17 protein-coding genes are annotated in these 20,329 nt (G+C 37.7%); 11 read left to right on the top strand and 6 right to left on the bottom strand.

Annotated elements, in window-relative coordinates:
* Positions 1–52 precede the first annotated feature (52 nt).
* The 4 genes from secA (at position 53) to Q0162_RS08770 (ending at position 7,820) form a co-directional block, all read left to right on the top strand.
* The gene (gene secA / locus Q0162_RS08785) at positions 53–3,415 is read left to right on the top strand and encodes a preprotein translocase subunit SecA (RefSeq protein ID WP_297890971.1); all 3,363 of its coding nucleotides are present in this window, start codon (positions 53–55) and stop codon (positions 3,413–3,415) included.
* 11 nt (positions 3,416–3,426) lie between these two features.
* Positions 3,427–3,969 carry a DUF3592 domain-containing protein gene (locus tag Q0162_RS08780; protein WP_297890970.1) on the top strand — a complete coding sequence of 181 codons (543 nt, stop codon included), beginning with the start codon at positions 3,427–3,429 and terminating at the stop codon, positions 3,967–3,969.
* 149 nt (positions 3,970–4,118) lie between these two features.
* Complete coding sequence (locus Q0162_RS08775) at positions 4,119–5,279, top strand: hypothetical protein (RefSeq protein ID WP_297890969.1); 1,161 nt, start codon at positions 4,119–4,121, stop codon at positions 5,277–5,279.
* A gap of 81 nt (positions 5,280–5,360) precedes the next feature.
* Entirely contained in the window at positions 5,361–7,820 is a 2,460-nt protein-coding gene (locus Q0162_RS08770; RefSeq protein ID WP_297890968.1) for a tetratricopeptide repeat protein, read from the top strand.
* Here Q0162_RS08770 and Q0162_RS08765 read toward each other — a convergent pair.
* Positions 7,817–8,056, bottom strand: a complete 240-nt coding sequence (locus Q0162_RS08765) for a helix-turn-helix transcriptional regulator (protein WP_297890967.1) — start codon at positions 8,054–8,056, stop codon at positions 7,817–7,819. The two genes, Q0162_RS08770 and Q0162_RS08765, sit on opposite strands and share 4 nt — an antisense overlap.
* Positions 8,057–8,186: 130 nt before the next feature.
* Between Q0162_RS08765 and Q0162_RS08760 the strand changes: the two genes are divergently transcribed.
* From Q0162_RS08760 to Q0162_RS08740, 5 genes are all read left to right on the top strand, one after another.
* Positions 8,187–9,131: a hypothetical protein gene (locus tag Q0162_RS08760; RefSeq protein WP_297890966.1), complete on the top strand. Its 945-nt coding sequence runs from the start codon at positions 8,187–8,189 to the stop codon at positions 9,129–9,131.
* A gap of 65 nt (positions 9,132–9,196) precedes the next feature.
* Positions 9,197–9,433, top strand: a complete 237-nt coding sequence (locus tag Q0162_RS08755; RefSeq protein ID WP_297890965.1) for a hypothetical protein — start codon at positions 9,197–9,199, stop codon at positions 9,431–9,433.
* 118 nt (positions 9,434–9,551) lie between these two features.
* On the top strand, positions 9,552–11,306 hold the full coding sequence (locus tag Q0162_RS08750; protein ID WP_297890964.1) for a DEAD/DEAH box helicase: 1,755 nt from the start codon (positions 9,552–9,554) through the stop codon (positions 11,304–11,306).
* Entirely contained in the window at positions 11,306–11,881 is a 576-nt protein-coding gene (locus Q0162_RS08745; RefSeq protein ID WP_297890963.1) for a phosphatase PAP2 family protein, read from the top strand. The genes Q0162_RS08750 and Q0162_RS08745 overlap by 1 nt, the downstream gene beginning before the upstream one ends.
* Before the next feature lie 27 nt (positions 11,882–11,908).
* Positions 11,909–13,177, top strand: coding sequence for a DUF2851 family protein (locus Q0162_RS08740; protein ID WP_297890962.1), 1,269 nt, complete (start codon positions 11,909–11,911; stop codon positions 13,175–13,177).
* A 104-nt stretch (positions 13,178–13,281) separates the two neighbouring features.
* Here Q0162_RS08740 and Q0162_RS08735 read toward each other — a convergent pair whose 3' ends face one another.
* From Q0162_RS08735 to Q0162_RS08715, 5 genes are all read right to left on the bottom strand, one after another.
* Entirely contained in the window at positions 13,282–13,866 is a 585-nt protein-coding gene (locus Q0162_RS08735; RefSeq protein ID WP_297890961.1) for a DUF4112 domain-containing protein, read from the bottom strand.
* Between the two features lie 90 nt (positions 13,867–13,956).
* Positions 13,957–14,355, bottom strand: a complete 399-nt coding sequence (locus tag Q0162_RS08730; RefSeq protein WP_297890960.1) for a pyruvate carboxyltransferase — start codon at positions 14,353–14,355, stop codon at positions 13,957–13,959.
* Entirely contained in the window at positions 14,352–14,978 is a 627-nt protein-coding gene (locus tag Q0162_RS08725; protein ID WP_297890959.1) for an HAD family phosphatase, read from the bottom strand. The genes Q0162_RS08730 and Q0162_RS08725 overlap by 4 nt, the downstream gene beginning before the upstream one ends.
* A gap of 13 nt (positions 14,979–14,991) precedes the next feature.
* Complete coding sequence (locus Q0162_RS08720; protein WP_297890958.1) at positions 14,992–16,134, bottom strand: Wzz/FepE/Etk N-terminal domain-containing protein; 1,143 nt, start codon at positions 16,132–16,134, stop codon at positions 14,992–14,994.
* 4 nt (positions 16,135–16,138) lie between these two features.
* A complete protein-coding gene (locus tag Q0162_RS08715) occupies positions 16,139–18,619 on the bottom strand; it encodes an SLBB domain-containing protein (RefSeq protein WP_297890957.1) in 2,481 nt (826 codons plus the stop codon).
* 224 nt (positions 18,620–18,843) lie between these two features.
* On the opposite strand from Q0162_RS08715, the gene pncB reads away from it, so the two are divergent.
* Complete coding sequence (gene pncB / locus Q0162_RS08710) at positions 18,844–20,016, top strand: nicotinate phosphoribosyltransferase (RefSeq protein ID WP_297890956.1); 1,173 nt, start codon at positions 18,844–18,846, stop codon at positions 20,014–20,016.
* A 68-nt stretch (positions 20,017–20,084) separates the two neighbouring features.
* The gene (locus Q0162_RS08705; RefSeq protein WP_002679869.1) at positions 20,085–20,285 is read left to right on the top strand and encodes a hypothetical protein; all 201 of its coding nucleotides are present in this window, start codon (positions 20,085–20,087) and stop codon (positions 20,283–20,285) included.
* The last annotated feature ends 44 nt before the right edge of the window (positions 20,286–20,329 follow it).

Raw genomic sequence — 20,329 nt, 5'->3', positions numbered from 1 at the left:
AAATTGCGGTATGAATTTTAGAATAATTATATTATAAAAAAATCCTCACTATATGAGTATTATAAACTCCCTTATTAAAATTTTTGTTGGCGATAAAGCCAAAAACGACCTAAAAGCTATCCAACCTATCGTTGAGAAAATAAAAACTTACGCCTCTCAGTTAGAAAATATCTCTAATGACGAGTTGCGTGCAAAAACTATTGAGTTCAAACAAAGAATAAAAGACGCTCGCGCCCAGTTCGATACTAAAATAGCTGAGCTCGAAGCTCAAGCAAATGCTACCGACGATATCGATGCTAAAGAAGACCTCTATGCTGAAGTAGACAAACTCAACGGCGAAGCCTATCAAGTATCTGAAAAGGTATTGAACGAGATTCTCCCTGAAGCTTTCGCAACAATGAAGGAAACTACTCGTCGTTTTGCTAATAACGAGAACATCATCGTTACCGCTACCGAGCACGACCGCGAACTATCGGCTACCCACGACTATGTAACTATCGAGGGTGATAAAGCGGTGTGGAAAAACCACTGGGACGCCGCTGGTAAAGATGTTACTTGGGATATGGTACACTACGATGTACAGCTCATTGGAGGTATCGCTCTTCACCAAGGTAAAATTGCCGAAATGCAAACAGGGGAAGGTAAAACCCTCGTGGCTACCTTGCCTGTCTATCTCAATGCCCTAACGGGAAATGGAGTGCATCTGGTAACCGTGAACGACTATTTGGCACGCCGAGATAGTGCGTGGATGGGACCTTTATTTGAGTTCCACGGTTTGCGTGTGGATTGTATTGACAACCACCAACCTAACTCCGAATCCCGCCGCCGTGCTTACAATGCCGACATTACCTACGGAACTAACAACGAATTTGGTTTCGACTACCTACGCGACAATATGGCGCACACCCCCGAAGATTTGGTGCAACGCGCTCACAACTATGCCATTGTCGATGAGGTCGATTCAGTATTGATAGACGATGCTCGTACGCCGCTCATCATCTCAGGTCCTACCCCTAAAGGCGAATTGCACGAGTTCAACGAACTGAAACCTTTGGTAGAAGATTTGGTAAACAAACAGCGTACTTACCTTACCAAAGTATTAGCCGATGCCCGCAAACTCATCGCCGAAGGTGATACCAAAGAAGGTGGATTCCAACTCTTGCGCGTGTATCGTGGGTTACCTAAAAACAAAGCACTCATCAAGTTCCTCAGTGAAGAAGGGGTAAAACAACTCCTCCAAAAAACTGAAAATTACTATATGCAGGATAACAATCGCGAAATGCCAAAGGTAGATGCCGAATTGTACTTCGTGATTGATGAGAAAAACAACCAAATCGAGCTTACCGATAAAGGTTTTGCTGATATTGCCTACGATGGTGATAAAGATTTCTTCGTTTTACCTGATATTGGAATAGAAATTGCCAATATCGAGAACCAAGGTCTTCCTATTGAAGAAGAAGCTAAACTAAAAGATAAATTATTCCAAGATTTTAGCGTAAAAAGCGAACGTATTCACACCCTTAACCAATTGCTTAAAGCCTACACCCTCTTTGAAAAAGATGTAGAATATGTAGTAATTGATAACAAAGTGCTCATCGTCGATGAACAAACAGGTCGTATTATGGACGGTCGTCGTTATTCCGATGGTTTGCACCAAGCGATTGAAGCCAAAGAGAATGTAAAAATTGAGGCAGCTACCCAAACCTATGCGACTATTACCTTGCAAAACTACTTCCGTATGTACAGCAAGTTATCGGGTATGACGGGTACAGCTATCACCGAAGCGGGTGAGTTCTGGGAAATCTATAAACTCGATGTAATGGAAATCCCTACCAATCGTCCTATCGCTCGTAAAGACCATAACGACCTTATTTATAAAACCAAACGCGAGAAATATAACGCTGTGATTGATGAGGTAGTAAAACTATCCGAAGCAGGTCGCCCAGTGTTGATTGGTACTACTTCTGTGGAAGTATCCGAACTCCTTAGCCGTATGCTTACAATGCGCAAGGTGAAACACAATGTATTGAACGCTAAATTACATAAAAAAGAAGCTGAAATCGTAGCCGAAGCCGGACATAGTGGTGTGGTAACCATTGCAACCAATATGGCGGGACGTGGTACCGACATCAAGCTAACCCCCGAAGTAAAAGCTGCAGGAGGTTTGGCAATTATAGGTACCGAACGCCACGACTCTCGCCGTGTCGATCGTCAGTTGCGCGGTCGTTCTGGTCGTCAAGGTGACCCCGGTAGCTCACTCTTCTTCGTTTCTCTCGAAGATAACCTAATGCGCCTCTTTGGTTCTGAACGTATCGCCCGACTAATGGATAGTTTAGGTCATAAAGAAGGTGATGTAATTCAGCACTCTATGATGACCAAACGCATCGAGGCAGCCCAGAAAAAGGTAGAAGAAAACAACTTCGGTATGCGTAAACGTCTGTTAGAGTACGACGACGTGATGAACGCACAACGCAAGCAAATTTACAAACGCCGTCGCCACGCTCTTGAAGGTGAACGCCTAAAAGTGGATTTGGCAAATATGATATTCGATACTTGCGAGAATATAGTAGAGAACAACAAAGGTGGTAATAACTACAAGAATTTTACTTTCGAACTCATCAAATATTTCTCACTGAAAACACAAATTTCAGAAGCCGAATTTGCCAAACAATCAGTAAACGATCTTACTTTCGCCTTATATCACGAAGTGCTCAAACACTATCAGGAAAAAGCTGAACGCAGTGCCGCTCAAGCCTTCCCAGTGATTAAAGACGTATACGAAAATCCTAATAATACTTACGAGCGTATTGTTGTGCCTTTCACCGATGGCGAAAAGATGCTCAACATTGTAACCGACCTTAAAGAGGCGTACGAAACCCAAGGTAAGAAACTCGTAAGCGATTTCGAGAAGAACATCACATTAGGCATCATCGACGAGGAGTGGAAAACGCACCTCCGCCGTATGGATGAGCTCAAACAATCAGTGCAATTAGCGGTACACGAACAAAAAGACCCGCTACTCATCTATAAGTTTGAAGCCTATCAGTTGTTCAAATCTATGCTCGATAAGGTAAACAAAGAGATTATCTCTTTCTTGTTCAAAGCCGAATTGCCTACTCAAAATCCACCAGTGCAGGAAGCTCACGCGCCACAACGCACCCGTGAGAACTACCAAACCAATAAGGAAGAAACTCTCAACAGCGACGAGATGGCACAACGTGCTCGTGAAGTAGGGCAACAAGCCTCACAACGCCGTTCGGTAGTAGAAACCATCGTACGCGAACAACCTAAAATTGGTCGTAATGACAAGGTAGTGATCCAAAATATCCGCACCGGTGAACGCAAAGAACTCAAGTTCAAGCAAGCTGACCCCCTAATAAACAGCGGAGAATGGATATTAGTATCCAATAAATAAATCACTAAGTAATGGACAACCAAATGAACAACCAAATGGGAATGTTGCTAAGCTCTGGCATATTCTTTCTGTTTGCGCTTGTATTCTTGGTCACTGCTGAGATTAACAAAAGAATTACCGAAAAGAACAAAAAACTATATCAAGGGAAAGCACAAGGAGAGGTATTAGAAATTGTCAAATCAGGCAGTCAAGGTGTAGGAGGTATTGGTTTTAATAATAGAACTTATGTAGTCTATAAGTATACTGTAGGAGAAAATACTTTTATTGTAAAACCTCTTGTTCTCAACTCAAACGCCCCTATAAACTTGAAATATGCTAATTCGGCTCATACTTTTTGTGTAACCTATTTTGGGGCTCATAGTGGTAGCCGTCAAACCAATTATCGAGCAGGCGAGAGTATTACAGTAGCTTATTTGCCCGAAACTCCCAGTGAACACCAAATAGTAGACGATAAAGATAAAACGTTTTTTTATAAGGGGTTTCGCATAGCAGGATTCGCAATAATGTCCATTGCAATAATTCTCTTGATTGTTTCCTTTTTCATAAAAAAATAAGAAGAAACACAATATAAATTATTTATTATACTTTGCCAAAGGTCTTAATAGCCTCCTGTGCTAAGACCTTTGGTAAAGTTTTTTTATTGATTAATTAAAAAATACTTTCTACCTTTGTCGTGAAAAACAATTAAAAGTTTATAATGCTAATGATAACAACTGAGAAAGACCTCTCCGATTTTTTAGATGATAGATACGAAGTTTATAAAGTAAATACTAAAAATATTTTTAGTTCTTTAGCTAACGAATATGCTCAATTTCTTTTTCCTTATGACGGAAATTATGTACTGTATTTTGCTTCAGAAGGTGAAGATTTCCTTTTTCCTAGCGTAGCTCCTTTTCAAGGACAACATCAACACTATCAATTGCAAATACTCTATCCTCAAAAAGTTGTCGCCAAGCAATTGAGTAACACTTTAGGTTATTATTTTCCTCAATTCAATGGTAAAAATTGGCCAATTGAAGCGTTTTATAAATGGATTCATAGTCTTTTTTCTCCAAATATATCTGCAGGTTTTATAGTCTTCAATAGTTATATACCTCAATATGTAGTACGTTATCAATCAATAGATATACTTTTACAAACAATTGATATAGTTTTCATTCCAGAAGATTCAATAGCTACAGACAATTCTAATGATTTTGGTGTCGCTCAAGTGGTGGAGGCATTCGATAAGTATTTTGAGGATAAAAAAATTAGAGAAAGTTTTGAGTGTTTTAGTCCTCGTAATTTTTATTCTGAACATCTTTTTTACGAAGATCTAAAGAAACGACTACAAAACTTTGACCCCTCTACGCAAGAGCGTATACAAATCATCATTGACAACTTGGAAGAACTTCGAACTACAGGGCAACTCTTCTTGGTGTTACCTTTATTAGATAAGTTCCTTAGAGAGCAAGCTATTCGTGATACTAAAGTGTTAAGTCGTTTGGAAATTACGGATGATTATCGAATTCTATTGCCTCAATTTAATATGGAGATACAACTGAGCCATCTTACCAAAGCCTTTTATGTACTATTTTACCATCATCCCTGGGGTATACATCTTACTGAGTTGCCTAAATATCGAGAAGAACTCAGGCAACTTTACTTGGCAATTTCAAATCAAAATGACTATAATAAGATGATGAATAGTATAGATGATTTGCTCAAATCTCCTGCCAATATTGCTACCCATATCTCTCGTATCAAAGCCTGTTTTTGTGAACAACTTTATCCTGAAATTGCCTTACATTACTGTATAGTGTCTGACCCTGAAAACAAGGAGATAAGATATATTCCTTGGTGTAGAAAGAACATACTGCCATAGTCTTTTTAGAGTTGCAATATTGCAACTCTCTGTAAGTCTTATTATTTTGCATTATCTTTGTCCAATAAAATTTTATCTATTATGAAAGAAAATAACGCTGTAGAACAATACAAAAACGCCCTTTTCTATTTAGAACAAGGTGATACGCAAAATATATATAAAGCTATAGAACTCCTTACTCTTGCAGCCGAAAAAGGTAATGCAGAAGCTCAATGCCGTTTAGGAAGACTATATGCTGAAGGAGAATTTGTAGCAGAGGATTTGAAAAAAGCTCTCTATTGGTTAAAAGAAGCTGCAGAACAAGGTTATACAGAGGCAGAAGATAAGTTGTCTACTTATCTCATCGAGCTTATTAGAAGAGATCATCGTAGCAGGATTATTGGAAGAGATTATCATAGCAGGATTATTGAAAGAGAATATTGGAATATGTCTACTATATTAGATAAAAAAACTTTTTTGAATGAAAACGAAATACTTTCTTGGTTAGAAAAAACTACTTTAACTAATAATCCGAAAATTCAATATAGCATAGGAAAATTATACTTTTTTAAATTTGATTTTGAAGAAGAAGAAGAGTGGTTAACTAAAAGTGCCGAGCAAGATTATGAAGAAGCAATTATAGAATTGATAAAAATCTATGATGATAAATATGAAAAATATAATTGTAATCTCGAAAATCTTTGTTACTGGGTCAGAAAAGCACTTTCATTAGGTATTGATTTAAAAAGAAAACATATCGCTCCTAATAAGACAGCTGTTTTTCTACTTGAAAAAGAAATAGATCCTGATTCTTTTTTTGACAGCAATATGCATTATACGGCTATAAAATCTATTAGGGATAACAGTCCTTTAACTATGAACTTTATAAAACAATGGCTTTCAGATAATGGGGGTTATTATTACGATGAAGAAGATTTTGCTATTGATACTCTTATGACATTTATTACAGATGCTTATTATGACGAATCAGTTGATTCTACAAGCTTAACCGACACAAAAAAAGTACAGCAAATTTATTATACTTTTTATCAGTCTAATGATGATGAAGAAGAACAAAAATCTACTATTAATAATCTTTCGAAACTCTTTAAAAAATGTATCTATCATAAAACAATTTTTCAGCAATTATCAATCGATTTTGACCATTTAAAGGGTATAGAGGAAGTTCAACAATGGTGTGTTACGACTCAACAACGCTACCCAGACATTTTTAAAGTGATGAAAACACTTCAAACTCAAAAAATGCTTCATACCTCTACCCCTTATTATGAACTTGACTTATCTCCTATTGAAAGTCTAAAAATATATTTTGACAATGAAGATTTTAAAGATTTTTTTGAGTTCTATAATAAAATTTCTACTTTCTTTTGTGAGCCATCTTTTTTCCAAATTACAAAGGAAATAGAACTACCTAAACCTGTTTTTTTACTGCCAAATGAAGCGTTAAAACAATATCAGTTGGCACTCTCTTATCTTGAGGAAGGAGTAAAGCAAAATATAGATAAGGCTATTAAATTGCTTATTAATGCCGCTGAAAATAGAAGTATAAAAGCACAAAGAGAGTTAGGAAAATTATATATAGATGGACAATATATGCCCCAGAATAGAGAAAAAGCTATCTATTGGTTAAAAAAGGCTGCAAAAAGAGGAGATAAAAAAGCATTAGATTTTTTAATTAATATTGATTTTATTGATAAAAAAATCATATCCTATCTTGAAAAAGAAGCCCAATCAGGTAATGTAGAGGCTATGTTATTTTTAGGTGAGAAATTTTACAATGAAAGCATCTATCCCGAAGGACTCTATTGGCTTATACAAGCTGCTAACCTCGAAAATCATAGAGCTATACTCCTTTTGTTAGTAGATGCTTATAATACACAAGGTAGAAGATATTCCCTTTATCCTTGCGAAACTGCTAATGAAGGGAGAGAATTCTATTGGCTTAAAAGAGCACTTTTCTTAGGTATAGATTTAAAGGAGTATAGCCGTTTTATTAGCCTTAAAAATAAAATCCTTTTGAAAAGGCAAAATGCTATTGGGGCTGATAAGATTTATGAATTAAAAGATGAGAAAGCAATTTCAGAACTCATAAAAAGATCGTTTTCAGATAGATGTTTCTTACAGCAATGGCTTAGGGAATATAGTTATGATAATACATACCTCTATGATGGAATGTTTATTGAGATCTATGACACCTTAAAGCTTTTTATGTCTTATCACCTTACTATATATCAAGAACTCTTAAAAGAGTTTGAGATTATCAAAAATGATAAAACATTGTTACAAAAGTATTTTGAAAGAATAGAGAAACGTTATAAGGATATTTTTGCCATAGGAAATAAAATGCTCTCACTCAATATGCTATTTGTACCTAATCCCTGTTACAAAATACCTCTATCAGGTGACGAAAGCATCAACATTTATTTTGAAGCCGAAGATTTTAAAGACCTTTTTGAATTCTATAACAAAGTATTTTACCATTACAATACTTATGTTTATGAGTTGCAATTTTGCAACTCTGAAAATGGAATCCCTTTTTAGTTTACCTTTGCATCATCAAAAGAAACTAGTTCACTAATAGGTACTTCTAAAGCTTGTGCAAGACGGTAGAGGGTAAGTAGGGTAGGGTTAGTACGCCCCGATTCAATACGTGAGATGTTAGTAGTATCAATATTACCCTCCATCTTACCTACTAAATCCACTTGTGAGAGTCCTTTTAAAGTTCTGATTTTCTGTACTTTTTTACCAACCTGTTTAAATATTTCTAAATTTTCCATACAATATATTTTTGCAGGTCAAAAAAAGTATTAATTTTGCAGGGCGATAATGTCATATATGGCAAGTATTTAAAAAAATAGGAGAAGCCGAAAATCCTTTAAAGAGTAGGAGATACAAAAATGTAAAAATATGGCTTTTATTACTAAAACATCTTATGCACAATTTTGTAGAGAAAGTCAAATAGAAGTTGATGAAAGTGTATTGTCAGAATTATTTAAAAAATACATCTTGGATGATGAATTAGTCTGTAAAATATTCAATAAAGTTGAGCTTAGAAGTTTGCTCACTCAAACAGTTATTTTATTAGATGAAGAAGAGAGAAATAAGTTTGTAATCAAGAAGAAAGAATATAAAGAAACTGAAGAGAGAAAAGATAATCTTGATTACATTTTTAAGATAGGAGGAAAATTGTGTTATCATAATGATAGAAATTGCCCAAGACTTAATGGAGGATTTGTAAATTTCAATACTCCTGCTGAACTTAGCGAAAAGAAAGACAACCCTAAAGTTCAAGAAATCATATGGGAGTTACGAGATTGGTTTATTCTCAATGGTTTTACAGTAGAAAAATATAAAAAAGGAGAATTTACAGTAGACCAATTAGTAATGAGATATAATTCCTTTTTCCCTGTGAAATATAAAGATTTTTGCATTCCTTTAAATGAAAAGTACAAGTTATTAGAAGAAAAAAATAGTCAAATAACAGGTGAAACAGATATCTCTCAATTTAATTATGAAAATACTTTTAGAAAATTACAAGATATTTTAGCTGAAAGGTATTTTATATGTAATTTTAGCAATGCTTACCTCTTATCTAAATATAATTACTTACATGACAAATCTGAAGAAGAAATCATAAGAAAAATAAATGAATTGGGAATGCAGGAAAAACTAGATCAATTAGGTGTAGAAGGGATTCGTAAATTTTTAAAGAGATGTTATCAATTAAAAAATGAAGTCATAAAGATTCTTTCTGATTACATAGAGTACAAGTATAATTTTAGAAATAAGGAATTTGATCCTCAATTTTTAAAAAAGCATAATTTTACAGCTTGTAAGAGTTGTTGCCAATAGAGTAGCAACAAACTCACCTACCTTAATGATGAATAATAAAACATATAACTAAACACCTTTTACCTATGAAATCCTTCACATCCAAACTCGTTTCCGCTTTTACTACCCTATTAGTAAGTGTGATAGCTTACGCTAGCAATGCAACCTCTAAGTATGTATATATCTGCAAAGGTTCTAGTAGTTATGCTTATCATTACAACCCTAATTGTAGAGGATTGAGAAAGTGCTCTACTTCATTAGAAAAAATAACTTTAGAAGAAGCTAAATCTAAGGGACGAAAATTGTGCGGCTACGAAGATTAATTAGTGTTTTTTCTTCTTAATTGTCAATTATCAATTGTCAATTGAAAATATTGTTGTACCTTTGCGCCCTGAAATACATTAGCAAATTGGCAAATTTGCTAATTTACAAATTGTATTAATGAATTTATTTGAACAATTAGGTCTTGATGAACCTATCCTCAAAGCCATCAGCGATATGGGCTTTGAAACCCCTTCTGAAATTCAGCAAAAAGCCATCCCTACTCTTTTGGCGAATGGTGCTGATATGGTAGCTTTAGCCCAAACGGGTACTGGTAAAACAGCCGCTTTCGGCTTTCCTCTCCTCCAACTTATCGATACTGATAGCCGTGTAACTCAAGGTCTTATCCTTTCACCTACACGCGAACTCTGCTTGCAAATCGCTTCCGAGCTCCGCAATTATGCTAAGTACCTTCCTAAGGTGAATGTAGTAGCGGTATATGGCGGCGCAAGTATTGAGGAACAAGCCCGTAGCCTCAAAAAAGGCGCGCAAATCATTGTGGCTACTCCTGGGCGTATGCAAGATATGATACGCCGTAACTTCGTAGATATCAGTCATATCAACTATTGTGTGCTCGACGAAGCCGACGAAATGCTCAATATGGGCTTCTATGAAGATATTACCGCTATTCTCTCACATACCCCTCAAGAAAAAAGCACTTGGCTCTTTTCGGCTACCATGCCTAACGAGGTGGCTAAGATAGCGCGTAAGTTTATGCGCAAGCCTATTGAAATAACAGTAGGAACTCGCAATCAGGCTACTAACACCGTGCAACACGAGTACTATGTGGTGAGCGGTCGCCATAGATACCAAGCCCTAAAACGCCTCGCTGATGCTAACCCCGATATCTTCTCGGTAGTATTTTGCCGCACCAAACGCGATACACAGGCAGTAGCCGAAAAACTTATTGAAGACGGTTATAATGCCGCTGCTCTTCACGGTGATTTGAGTCAGAATCAGCGCGATTTGGTAATGAAATCTTTCCGCGCACGCCAAATACAAATGCTCGTTGCTACCGATGTCGCTGCCCGCGGTATCGATGTAGACGATATCACTCACGTAATTCACTACCAATTGCCCGACGAAATAGAAACCTACAACCACCGCAGTGGGCGTACAGGTCGTGCCGGTAAATCGGGAATTTCGATGGTAATTTTACCAAAAAGTGAGGTAAAGAAAATCAAAACTATCGAAAAGATGATAGGGCAACCTTTTGAGCAGAAACAATTGCCATCCGGTATGGAAATCTGTGAGATACAGCTCTATCACTTGGCTAACAATCTTAAAAATACAAAAGTAAACCCTGCTATCGACGATTATTTACCAGCTATCTATAAAGAACTGAAAAATGTGGATCGCGATGAGCTGATCAAAAAAATATTCTCAGTAGAGTTTACGCGTTTCTTCAATTATTATAAAAATGCCGAAAACTTATCGGTAGAGAACGAGCGCGAAAGCCGTAGTGGGGGTAATAGCGATGAAGTGCGCTATTTCATCAACATAGGTGAACGCGATGGTTACGACTGGAAGTCGCTCAAAGACTTCCTCAAAGCAACCCTTAATTTAGGTCGTGATGATGTTTTCAAAGTAGATGTAAAGAACAGTTTCTCTTTCTTCAATACCGATGCCGACCTCTCCGATTTGGTGATGGATACTTTCAACGACTTCCAATTGGACGGTCGTTTCATCAATGTAGAACTCTCTACCAAAGGTGCTGGCAGAGACCGTGGTGGACGCAAACGCGGAAATGATGACGGTAGAAAACACGGCAACGACGAGGGTAGAAGTCGCAAAAAAGGACAAAGAGAAAGTCGTAAACAAAAGACTGCTGAAGCCCTCCAACAAGCTTTTAAAAAGAAGAAAAAACGCAAATAATGTTGGAATACCTTATAGAAACGGATAAGCAACTACTCTGTTCCCTCAATAGCTGGGGGACGCCCGAAGCCGACAGCCTTTGGTTAGTAATCACCAATGAACTCTCGTCTATCCCCCTCTATGCTTTCTTGTTATACTTGTGTTTCAAGTATTTCCATTGGAAAAGAGTGTTGCTCATCTTGGTATTCATCGCCCTTCTCATCACCACCACCGACCAGCTGGCGAACGTTTTCAAATACGGATTCCAGCGCTTGCGCCCTTGTCACGATGAGAGTCTTATAGGGCAAATGCGAATGGTGATTTGCGGTGGTAAGTATGGGTTCTTTTCAGCACACGCCGCCAATACAATGGCAATAGCCATATTTTTTAGTTACTTGCTTAGAAAAAACGCCCGATATATCCCCACTCTATTGCTCTGTTGGTCGGTGATTGTGAGTTATAGCCGTATTTATTTAGGCGTGCATTTCCCAGGTGATGTATTGGTGGGTTGGATTTTCGGTATACTCTTAGCTACCCTTTATTATTTTCTATTTCTATATACCGAAAAAAGATTAAAAATCCCAACTAAACAATAAACCTCCTAAACCTGTTACCTAATCAAAATGAAAGAAGATTTCTTACACTACCTATGGAAATACAAAAAAGTACCTCTCAACACTGTACTTACTACAGGAGAGCGCTTGCAAATTCTCTCATTTGGTGACTACAATACCCTTTCTGGTCCCGATTTCCAAAGTGCCCAACTGCTTATAGGTGAGCAGCAATGGGCAGGTAATGTAGAAATGCATCTCAAATCATCGCATTGGTACGTTCACGGTCACGAGAGTGATCCTGCCTATCGCAATGTGATTCTGCACGTAGTTTGGGAACACGATATAGAAGTATTCGATGCTAACAACCAGCCTATTCCCACTTTAGAACTCCAAGGTCTTATCTCCCCCGAACTCTTAGAGCGATACAATACCACTGTAGCCTCACACTACCGGTTTATTCCTTGTGAAAAGGAATATACTACTGTGCCAGCCATTACTTTACTTTCGTGGAATGAGCGTTTGTTAGTGGAACGTTTAGAAGAAAAAGCCACTGTTGTAAACGAGTTGTGGAAAGCTGCCAATTTCGATTGGGAGAAAGTACTTTTTTGTATGCTTCTCAAGTCTTTTGGAGGCACTGTAAACGGCGAAACCTTCCTACAATTGGGCAAACATCTCGATTTTAGTATTATCCGTAAAGAGCGTTCACACCCCTTACATTTAGAAGCACTACTATTGGGGCAAGCAGGCTTACTCCCCGAAGAAACTGAACTCACTTACCCACGTGAACTCTTGCAAAATTATCATTACCTACAACAGAAATACAATCTCTCTGCACCCGTAGTAAAAATACATTTCACCGGTTTGCGTCCGCAAGGTTTTCCCACTATCCGACTCTCGCAACTCGCACAGCTATATGAACTAAACGAAGGTTTGTTTTCACAAATTCTTGAAGTGAATGATTTTAAAAGTATCCAAAAACTCTTTGCCGTAGGAGTCTCTGAATTTTGGGAAACCCACTATACCTTTACCAAAACTTCTAAAAAAGTAAAAAAGCCTATTAGTGCGAGTCTCATCACACTTATTTGGATCAATGTATTCATTCCTATCAAATATGCCTATTACCAAAGTTTGGGCAAGGATATGAATGAATCTCTCATCGAAGAACTCAAAACAATGACAGCCGAGAGCAACAGCATTATCACTCAATACCAACAATTAGGTGTCACCATCAACACCGCTTTTGATACCCAAGTGCTTCTACAACAGTACAAACATTATTGCCAATCCAAACGCTGTTTAGATTGTGCTATAGGGATTTCGATTTTAGGGAGGAAATAAATAACAAAGTAGGATTTAAAAAAGTCTTTAAATCAACCTCATATCACAAACTTTGATAAAATGAAATGTAGGAGTGTTTTCCACTATTTTTACAAATAGATTTTTTAGAATAGACCTATAAACCAATGATATACTCCCATTACTATAGACCATAAAAATACTGTCAAATAATAAATAGCCACTCCTATAATAGCTATCCATATAGTAGTTGAAAACGCTTTCTGATTGACTTCTCGTATTATGTTTCTATCATCATTAACAAATCCTACAATTAAATTGAAGTTCTTTCGATAGGATTTATGAAAAACATCAAGTATAATACCTAAATATGGAATAATTCCTACTAAAATATCTATCAAGATATTACGCAGAATAGTCACTGTTAAGGCATACGATTTAATTTTAAAAGTGGAAACGTAGAAAAAAGAAAAATTGAATATCTGTGGTAAGATATCTCCTACAACAGGTATTAGTCCTAATAAAGGATCTAAATAATAGTCATCCATTAGTGTTTTTACAGACTTTATTGTTTGGTAGCTATTACTTTGCTCAATACTCCTTTTCCATTCTTCTCTTTTTTTTCTTCTTTTCTCCTCTCGTTGAATAGCTCTTGTTACATCAGCAAATTCCTGAGAAATGCTTTCTTGTGTTTGTTGTATTCTCCTTGAGCTTTGATTGTGGATGTTCATATTTATATGGTAATATGTTTATTTTCTTTTAAAAATATTGTTAATTCTGTTTCGCGGGGCAAAGATAGGGAGTGAAACTGCCAAATAGCGTCAGAGAGAAGAAAATATTTGTAGCGCTTCGTTATAAGCACTCTCAAAAGCGAGTAGGTTCATACCCGTAGGGAGGTGTTGGGCTTGGAAGAAGGTGAGGAGTTTTTCAGTAGGGAGATAGCCGCCATAACCTTTGATAGCACTATAAAAACGCGTAGTGCCGGCTTGGTAGGCAGTAGCCAAACTGCTAATAGTAATACCTTGTTTTTCAATGGCAGGCAGTTCGTCGTCTAAAAGCAAGATTTTAGTTTGGGTATTTGAAAAATCTAAATGACTAACTAAAGAGTGTAGTTCGGCTTTAAGCGCAAGACCATAAAAACCAACAGCCAATAAAGATTGCAAATAATCCTCATTGGCTATCGTTACACATTCTATGAGTTGTATGTTACTGTTTGTCATAACAATTCTTGCATTGAATGGATAAGTAGGTCGGCTTGACTTAAATCTTGTCCGCCTGAAAGGGGATTCTGGAAGCCTACACACTGCATATTAGCACTTTTGGCAGCCTTTACGCCATTGGTACTGTCCTCTATCACAGTAAATCGTGTTGCTGGTAATCCATACCATTGGGCTACCTTTAGGAATATTTCGGGGTTAGGCTTGCTGTATTTCACATCATCGCCACTCATTATCACTTCAAAATAGTGTGCTATATTTGTTTGTTGAGTAAAAATATCAATGAGTTTGTGTCCAGATGAAGATGCTAATGATAAGTGTTTTCCTTCATTTTTGAATTTCTCTAATACATCCTTTACGTGAGGTACTAAAGGTACTTTTACTTCGGGTAATCGTTTGAAAAAATAATCGCGGTGAAATTTTATGAGTTCTTCTACACTTTCTGAACGTTGAGCATCGCGTTTTACCTTTTCCCACATTGGAAAAGCCGACATCCCTGTGAGGGTTTGTATATATACCTTATCAAACGGAATGCCTTCCAGCTGAAAAGTCTCATAAATAATCTCTTGGTGCATTGGTTCACTATCTAGTAGCACCCCGTCCATATCAAAGATAATGTAATTCATTAGGAATTAGAAATTAGGAATTAGATTTGAGTTGTCGTCTAAAGTCTTTTAAGAAGACATTTCCAATACCTATGACCATTCCTAAGAATGTCCAGATAGCAATAATTATCATTCGTTTAGGTTTAGAACGTTCGTTAGGTACAGTCACAGGTTCGATAACAGCAAAGATAGGTTGGTCTTCTTTCATCTTGATACGTTTGGCTTCCAGCTGTTTAGCGAGTTCTGTATATACGTTGAAAGCCAAATTGTACTCGGCTTGTAGTTGTTGCAAACGAGTTTGAGGAAGGTTGCTAAAGAGGTCGCGGTTGCGGTCTTGGAAACCTGCCACAGCGTATTGTTTGTTTTTAAAATCTTTTTCGGCTTCTACAAAGCGTTTTTGTACAAAGTCGAATTCTTCTTTAGCTTTTTGCAATTTGAAATCGGTAACAGTTTCCTGTAGTACTTTTTGGGCACTCTCAAGCATTTGAGCGGCAGGGAGTGCTTCTCCCATCACAAACGAGAGTGTGAAATAACCATCTTTATCACTTACGTTGAGCTTAATACGATCGTCTATACTATTGAGGATTTTTCTCTCTTGATCGGAGAGTCGAGTAATGTCAGTACTATCTTGGGTAGCAGTAGAGGGAGCTGGAGTAGCTTTAGAAAAACTGAAAATACTCATCACGCGCCCCATCAAGCTAGGTTTAGTGTAGTTCTTATAATATTCTTCGTAAGTTACCGGCTTAGAAATGTCAGAAAATGTGAGTTTGGTTTGTGCTAATTTTCGTTTAAAAGGTACGCTTTCAATGATTTTAGCGTAAGTAGTGAGCGGGAGTGTTTCGGAGCCTCCTCCTAAACTGATACCTGCCATTGCTGCCAATCCACCTAATCCACTTGTTGATTTGTTATCAGTAGTTTGTGGCACCATAATAGTGGTAGCGGTGTATTCTTTAGCCGAGAATAAGGCAATGAGTACCCCTATAACAAAGAAAAGCAAAGTAAATAACAAAATCGATTTGCGAGCCCCCCATACTTTGCGGATAAGCTGCATCAAATCTATTTCGTCCTCAGCAGTTCCTTCTTCTGCAGAGTCGACTACAGGAATCAATTTATTTTCTCCTAAATGATTGATAACATCTTCTGAAGCTCTTATTTCTTGATTTTCGTTTAATGCCATAGTTCTATTTTTTTAGTACATTGTAAATAAGCACTCCCATAGTGCTAATTGCCGAAATAATACCTATACTTTCTCCAGTGCTAAGACGTTGGCGTTCAGGTTTAGAGGGTACAATAATGATAGCTCCAGGTTCTAATTTAGGATAGTTTCTAAAGAAAAGAGAATTGCGAGTAGCACGCACATCACCATTGGCGTAAAGCACGTATATAGCCCGCTTTTTAGCTTGGTTGCCAAACCCCCCTGCTCTATCAATGTATTCTCTCAGTGAAAATCCTTTTTGATAACGCACTAATGAAGGGGCTAACACCTCACCACGCACTTCAACGGTTTGTTTTTCGGAAGGAATGAGCAATACATCACCTTCACTGAGGATTAGGTCGTGCTTGCTGTGTTTCTTTTTCAAAATTTTATTGATATCTATCCCTATACGATATTCTGAAGTTTTTTTGCTGGCTTTTTTCAGTGATTTAGCAGTTTCATTACTATTGCTTTCTAACTCAACCAATTCTTTTAGAAAATCTTCTTGCTGAATTTCACCCTCATCAGTTTTTTTGCGTACTAAAGTTGCCCCTTCTTTATAGGCAAAAGGAGTAAATCCTCCCACACGCTCTAATAGGTCGGAAATGCGATCGTTCTTGCTTTGGATACTATAAACCCCAGGGTAGACAACTTCTCCCATTACCGAGACAGTTTGCAGAGGAGTAAAACCTTTGATATAACGCACTGAAACAATGTCGTTAGGTTGCAGAGTGAGTGTATTAGTACCTTCTTTAGGTAAAAGTTCATTGTTAGACGATACTTTGAAAGCTGTGCTGAGTCTCTGGAAGTTGCCATCGTTTATTTCTCTAAATACTTCAATTGTTGAAGGGTCAGCACCATTAGAGAGACCACCTGCCAAGGCAATCACATCTTCCACTTTCATATTCTCCATAAAAGGCAATTCTTTAGGAAACTTTACAGCACCTTCTACTTTTACGAAGCGTTTGTATTGGAGAGAATCTTTGTAGAAAATATGGATACTATCGTTATCCTTCAAAGGGATGTCGTTTTTCTTCTCAATGAGCTCTTTAACCGAAAAGCTAAGCGTTTGGTAATCTACGCGGTTTTCGGTACGGAAAATGAGTCCGCGATTGAGGGAAGCATCTTTTTTCACACCATTAGCTCTTTCAAGCAAGTCGTGAGCGGTCATTCCTTCTTTAAACTCATAAGTACCAGGTTGATAGACAGCTCCTCCTATACTCAATCGGTTGCGGTATTCATTGGTGATAGAATGCACTTTCAGGCGGTCGCCGTTTTGCATTTTCATCTTGCCAATTTCGCTAAAGGCAATTTCTTGCACTTCGCGTTTAGCATCCTTAATGCGTTCTAACACAAGGGTATTTGTAAAAGCATCGGAAGTAAAACCTCCAAAGAAAGTAACAAGGTTAGCAAGAGTTTCGTCATCAAGCATTTCGTACAATCCTTTGCGTTTCACCTTCCCTTCTACCCACACGCGGTTTTTATAGGGTGATACGATGATTACATCTTGGTCTTGCAAGCCGATATTCCCTTTTTCTGAGCCACTAATTAAGAAGTTATACACATCAAAAGTAGCGACTTTCTTGCCTCCTCTAAATACGTTGATATCGCGAAATGAACCGCTTTCTGAGGGACCTCCGCAGGCGTATAAAGCGTTGAGCACAGTAGAAAGTGAGCTAAGTGAATAAGTACCAGGCACTACTACCTCGCCTATGATATTCACTTTTACGGTGCGTACTTGGGTGATAGTTACGCCTGTATAGATTTTAGCATAACTGCCATCGGGAGCTGAAATGCCTGAATAGATGCGTTTTAGATACGAATTTACCTTAGCTTTTACCTCACTAAACGAAAGTCCTGATACGTGTATGCGTCCCACACCATTGAGGAAAATATTACCCTCAGCATCTACTTTTTGTTTGAAAGAACCCTCGGTAGCTCCCCATACTTCCACAAGTAGCTCGTCACCAGGACCTACTTGGTAGTTTTCGGGGGTAGGCATATTTAGGTTAGGAGTAAAGGAAATTTTAGGATTTTTGAAGAAGCTCATCCCAAAGATAGAGTCTTTTTTCTGTTTGCGATTGAGAGAATCTTTTTTCTCTCTACCGGTATAACCAAAGATGTCATCACCCTCGGCAGGACGACGAGTTTTGTCATTGGCATTTTTATTTTTAGCATTAGATTTTTCAGTGCCAGAATAGCTGTCGAGTTGCATAATGCGCTGGCGCAATTTCATCACTTGCGTTTCTTGCATACCGCGTGAACGTGCCAAAGCAAGAAATTGGTCTAAAGTATAACCTTGTGCTTGAGCGCGATCCCAATAGGTTTTGATTTGTCCATCGGTGAGATTATCGATGTTTACAGTGGTGATGTCAACATTGTTATATTGCTGATTATTACCTATTTGCGCTATCGCAGGAGCCGTTATGATAAATAAAAATAAAAGAAGTAATTTAAGTCTCGACATTCTAAAATCTGTTTTGGGGGCAAAATTAAGAATAATTTGTTAATTAGCCAATGAGTGTGTTAGTATTTTTTTCTGTTTGAGCTATTATATTCCCAGCAATTCATTCTAATTAAAAAAAAAATCATATCTTTGCCCAAAATAAAACTTTTTCAATGAAAAGGATTCGCTCTTAATTCATTGATAAACAGTTAATTATTAATTGTTAATTATTTAATTGAGAATATATGTCTGCAATCTTAAATTCATTATTAGACAACGATTTCTACAAATTCACTATGCAATGTGGTGTAGTGCAATTATTCCCTAAAAACAAAGCGCGTTATACCTTTATCAACCGCGGCAAACACGAGTTTCCCGAAGGTTTTGCCGATGCTATGCGTGAAGAGGTGAACAATATGTCCAAATTAAAGCTCACTAAAGCCGAAAAACAGTTTTTGAAAGACAATTGCCCCTATTTGAGTCCGCTGTATTTAGACTTTTTAGAAGGCTATCGCTATGACCCTTCGGAAGTGCATATCGAACAACACGGCACCGACTTGCAGGTAACTGTTGAGGGCTATTGGTATCGCACCATTCTTTGGGAAGTGCCTCTGCTTTCGGTGATTAGCGAGCTTTTCTACAAACTTACCAAAGCGACTGCTTGGACAGATGAGCAGGTGATTGCTAATACTCGCGAAAAAGAATTGTTCTATAAAGAATTAGGCGTTGTATTTGCTGAGTTTGGTACCCGTCGTCGCCATTCGTATCACGTGCACGATATCGTGATGCATACCTTAATGGAAGGCTACAACCAAACTTTTATAGGATCTAGCAATGTGCATTTTGCGATGAAATACAAGGTGAAACCTATAGGTACTCACGCCCACGAATGGTTTATGTTCCACGCAGCCGAGTATAGCTACAAAATGGCTAATGCACTATCCTTGGAGCACTGGGTAGATGTGTATCGTGGCGACCTTGGGGTAGCCCTTTCCGACACCTATACTACCGATGTGTTTTTCAAGCAGTTCGACAAGAAATTTAGTAAGTTGTTCGACGGTGTGCGTCACGACAGTGGTGACCCTATCGTCTTTGCTGAAAAAACGATTGCTCACTACAAAAAAATGGGTATAGACCCGCTCTCTAAATACATTATCTTCTCCGATGGACTTAATCCTCAAAAAGTACAAGCGATTACTCAGGCTTGTAAAGGAAAAATAGGCATTTCATTTGGTATAGGTACCGACCTTACTAATGATGTAGGGTTGCGCCCGATGAACATAGTGATGAAGCTCACCGAAGTACTCACCAGCGACAATGAGTGGGTGCCTACTGTAAAACTCTCCGATGAGCCTAACAAACACACCGGCGACCCAAGAATGATTGAACTCGCAAAAGGAATATTAGCAATTAAATAGGTTTTTGGGGGTCAGGGGTCAGATTTTAGGCTGACCCCTGATGCCTGAAACCTAAAATCTGATAAAAAATGAATTACATACTAATGATTTTAGGGGTATTGGTAGCACTGTCGCGTTATCTATTCCCCAAATACGACCAAGCATTACTCATTGGCGGTATAAGCCTATTGATGATAGGTATTTACCGCATTTCACGTAACCTACCCTCTAAAAACGAGGAAGATTTTCAAGACCCAGCAACGAAAATAAGAAACCCAGAAGACGAATGACGAATGACGAATAACAAATGACGAATGACGAATGACGTTTTGTG

The sequence above is a fragment of the uncultured Capnocytophaga sp. genome, assembly GCF_937936315.1.
GTDB lineage: Bacteria > Bacteroidota > Bacteroidia > Flavobacteriales > Flavobacteriaceae > Capnocytophaga.
This window is presented reverse-complemented; position numbering and strand designations above follow the sequence as displayed.

Excerpts from the sequence above, each read along its gene's own strand:
- secA (WP_297890971.1), top strand. The coding sequence starts at position 53 with ATGAGTATTATAAACTCCCTTATTAAAATTTTTGTTGGCGATAAAGCC.
- Q0162_RS08780 (WP_297890970.1), top strand. The coding sequence starts at position 3,427 with ATGGACAACCAAATGAACAACCAAATGGGAATGTTGCTAAGCTCTGGC.
- Q0162_RS08775 (WP_297890969.1), top strand. The coding sequence starts at position 4,119 with ATGATAACAACTGAGAAAGACCTCTCCGATTTTTTAGATGATAGATAC.
- Q0162_RS08770 (WP_297890968.1), top strand. The coding sequence starts at position 5,361 with ATGAAAGAAAATAACGCTGTAGAACAATACAAAAACGCCCTTTTCTAT.
- Q0162_RS08765 (WP_297890967.1), bottom strand. The coding sequence starts at position 8,056 with ATGGAAAATTTAGAAATATTTAAACAGGTTGGTAAAAAAGTACAGAAA.
- Q0162_RS08760 (WP_297890966.1), top strand. The coding sequence starts at position 8,187 with ATGGCTTTTATTACTAAAACATCTTATGCACAATTTTGTAGAGAAAGT.
- Q0162_RS08755 (WP_297890965.1), top strand. The coding sequence starts at position 9,197 with ATGAAATCCTTCACATCCAAACTCGTTTCCGCTTTTACTACCCTATTA.
- Q0162_RS08750 (WP_297890964.1), top strand. The coding sequence starts at position 9,552 with ATGAATTTATTTGAACAATTAGGTCTTGATGAACCTATCCTCAAAGCC.
- Q0162_RS08745 (WP_297890963.1), top strand. The coding sequence starts at position 11,306 with ATGTTGGAATACCTTATAGAAACGGATAAGCAACTACTCTGTTCCCTC.
- Q0162_RS08740 (WP_297890962.1), top strand. The coding sequence starts at position 11,909 with ATGAAAGAAGATTTCTTACACTACCTATGGAAATACAAAAAAGTACCT.
- Q0162_RS08735 (WP_297890961.1), bottom strand. The coding sequence starts at position 13,866 with ATGAACATCCACAATCAAAGCTCAAGGAGAATACAACAAACACAAGAA.
- Q0162_RS08730 (WP_297890960.1), bottom strand. The coding sequence starts at position 14,355 with ATGACAAACAGTAACATACAACTCATAGAATGTGTAACGATAGCCAAT.
- Q0162_RS08725 (WP_297890959.1), bottom strand. The coding sequence starts at position 14,978 with ATGAATTACATTATCTTTGATATGGACGGGGTGCTACTAGATAGTGAA.
- Q0162_RS08720 (WP_297890958.1), bottom strand. The coding sequence starts at position 16,134 with ATGGCATTAAACGAAAATCAAGAAATAAGAGCTTCAGAAGATGTTATC.
- Q0162_RS08715 (WP_297890957.1), bottom strand. The coding sequence starts at position 18,619 with ATGTCGAGACTTAAATTACTTCTTTTATTTTTATTTATCATAACGGCT.
- pncB (WP_297890956.1), top strand. The coding sequence starts at position 18,844 with ATGTCTGCAATCTTAAATTCATTATTAGACAACGATTTCTACAAATTC.
- Q0162_RS08705 (WP_002679869.1), top strand. The coding sequence starts at position 20,085 with ATGAATTACATACTAATGATTTTAGGGGTATTGGTAGCACTGTCGCGT.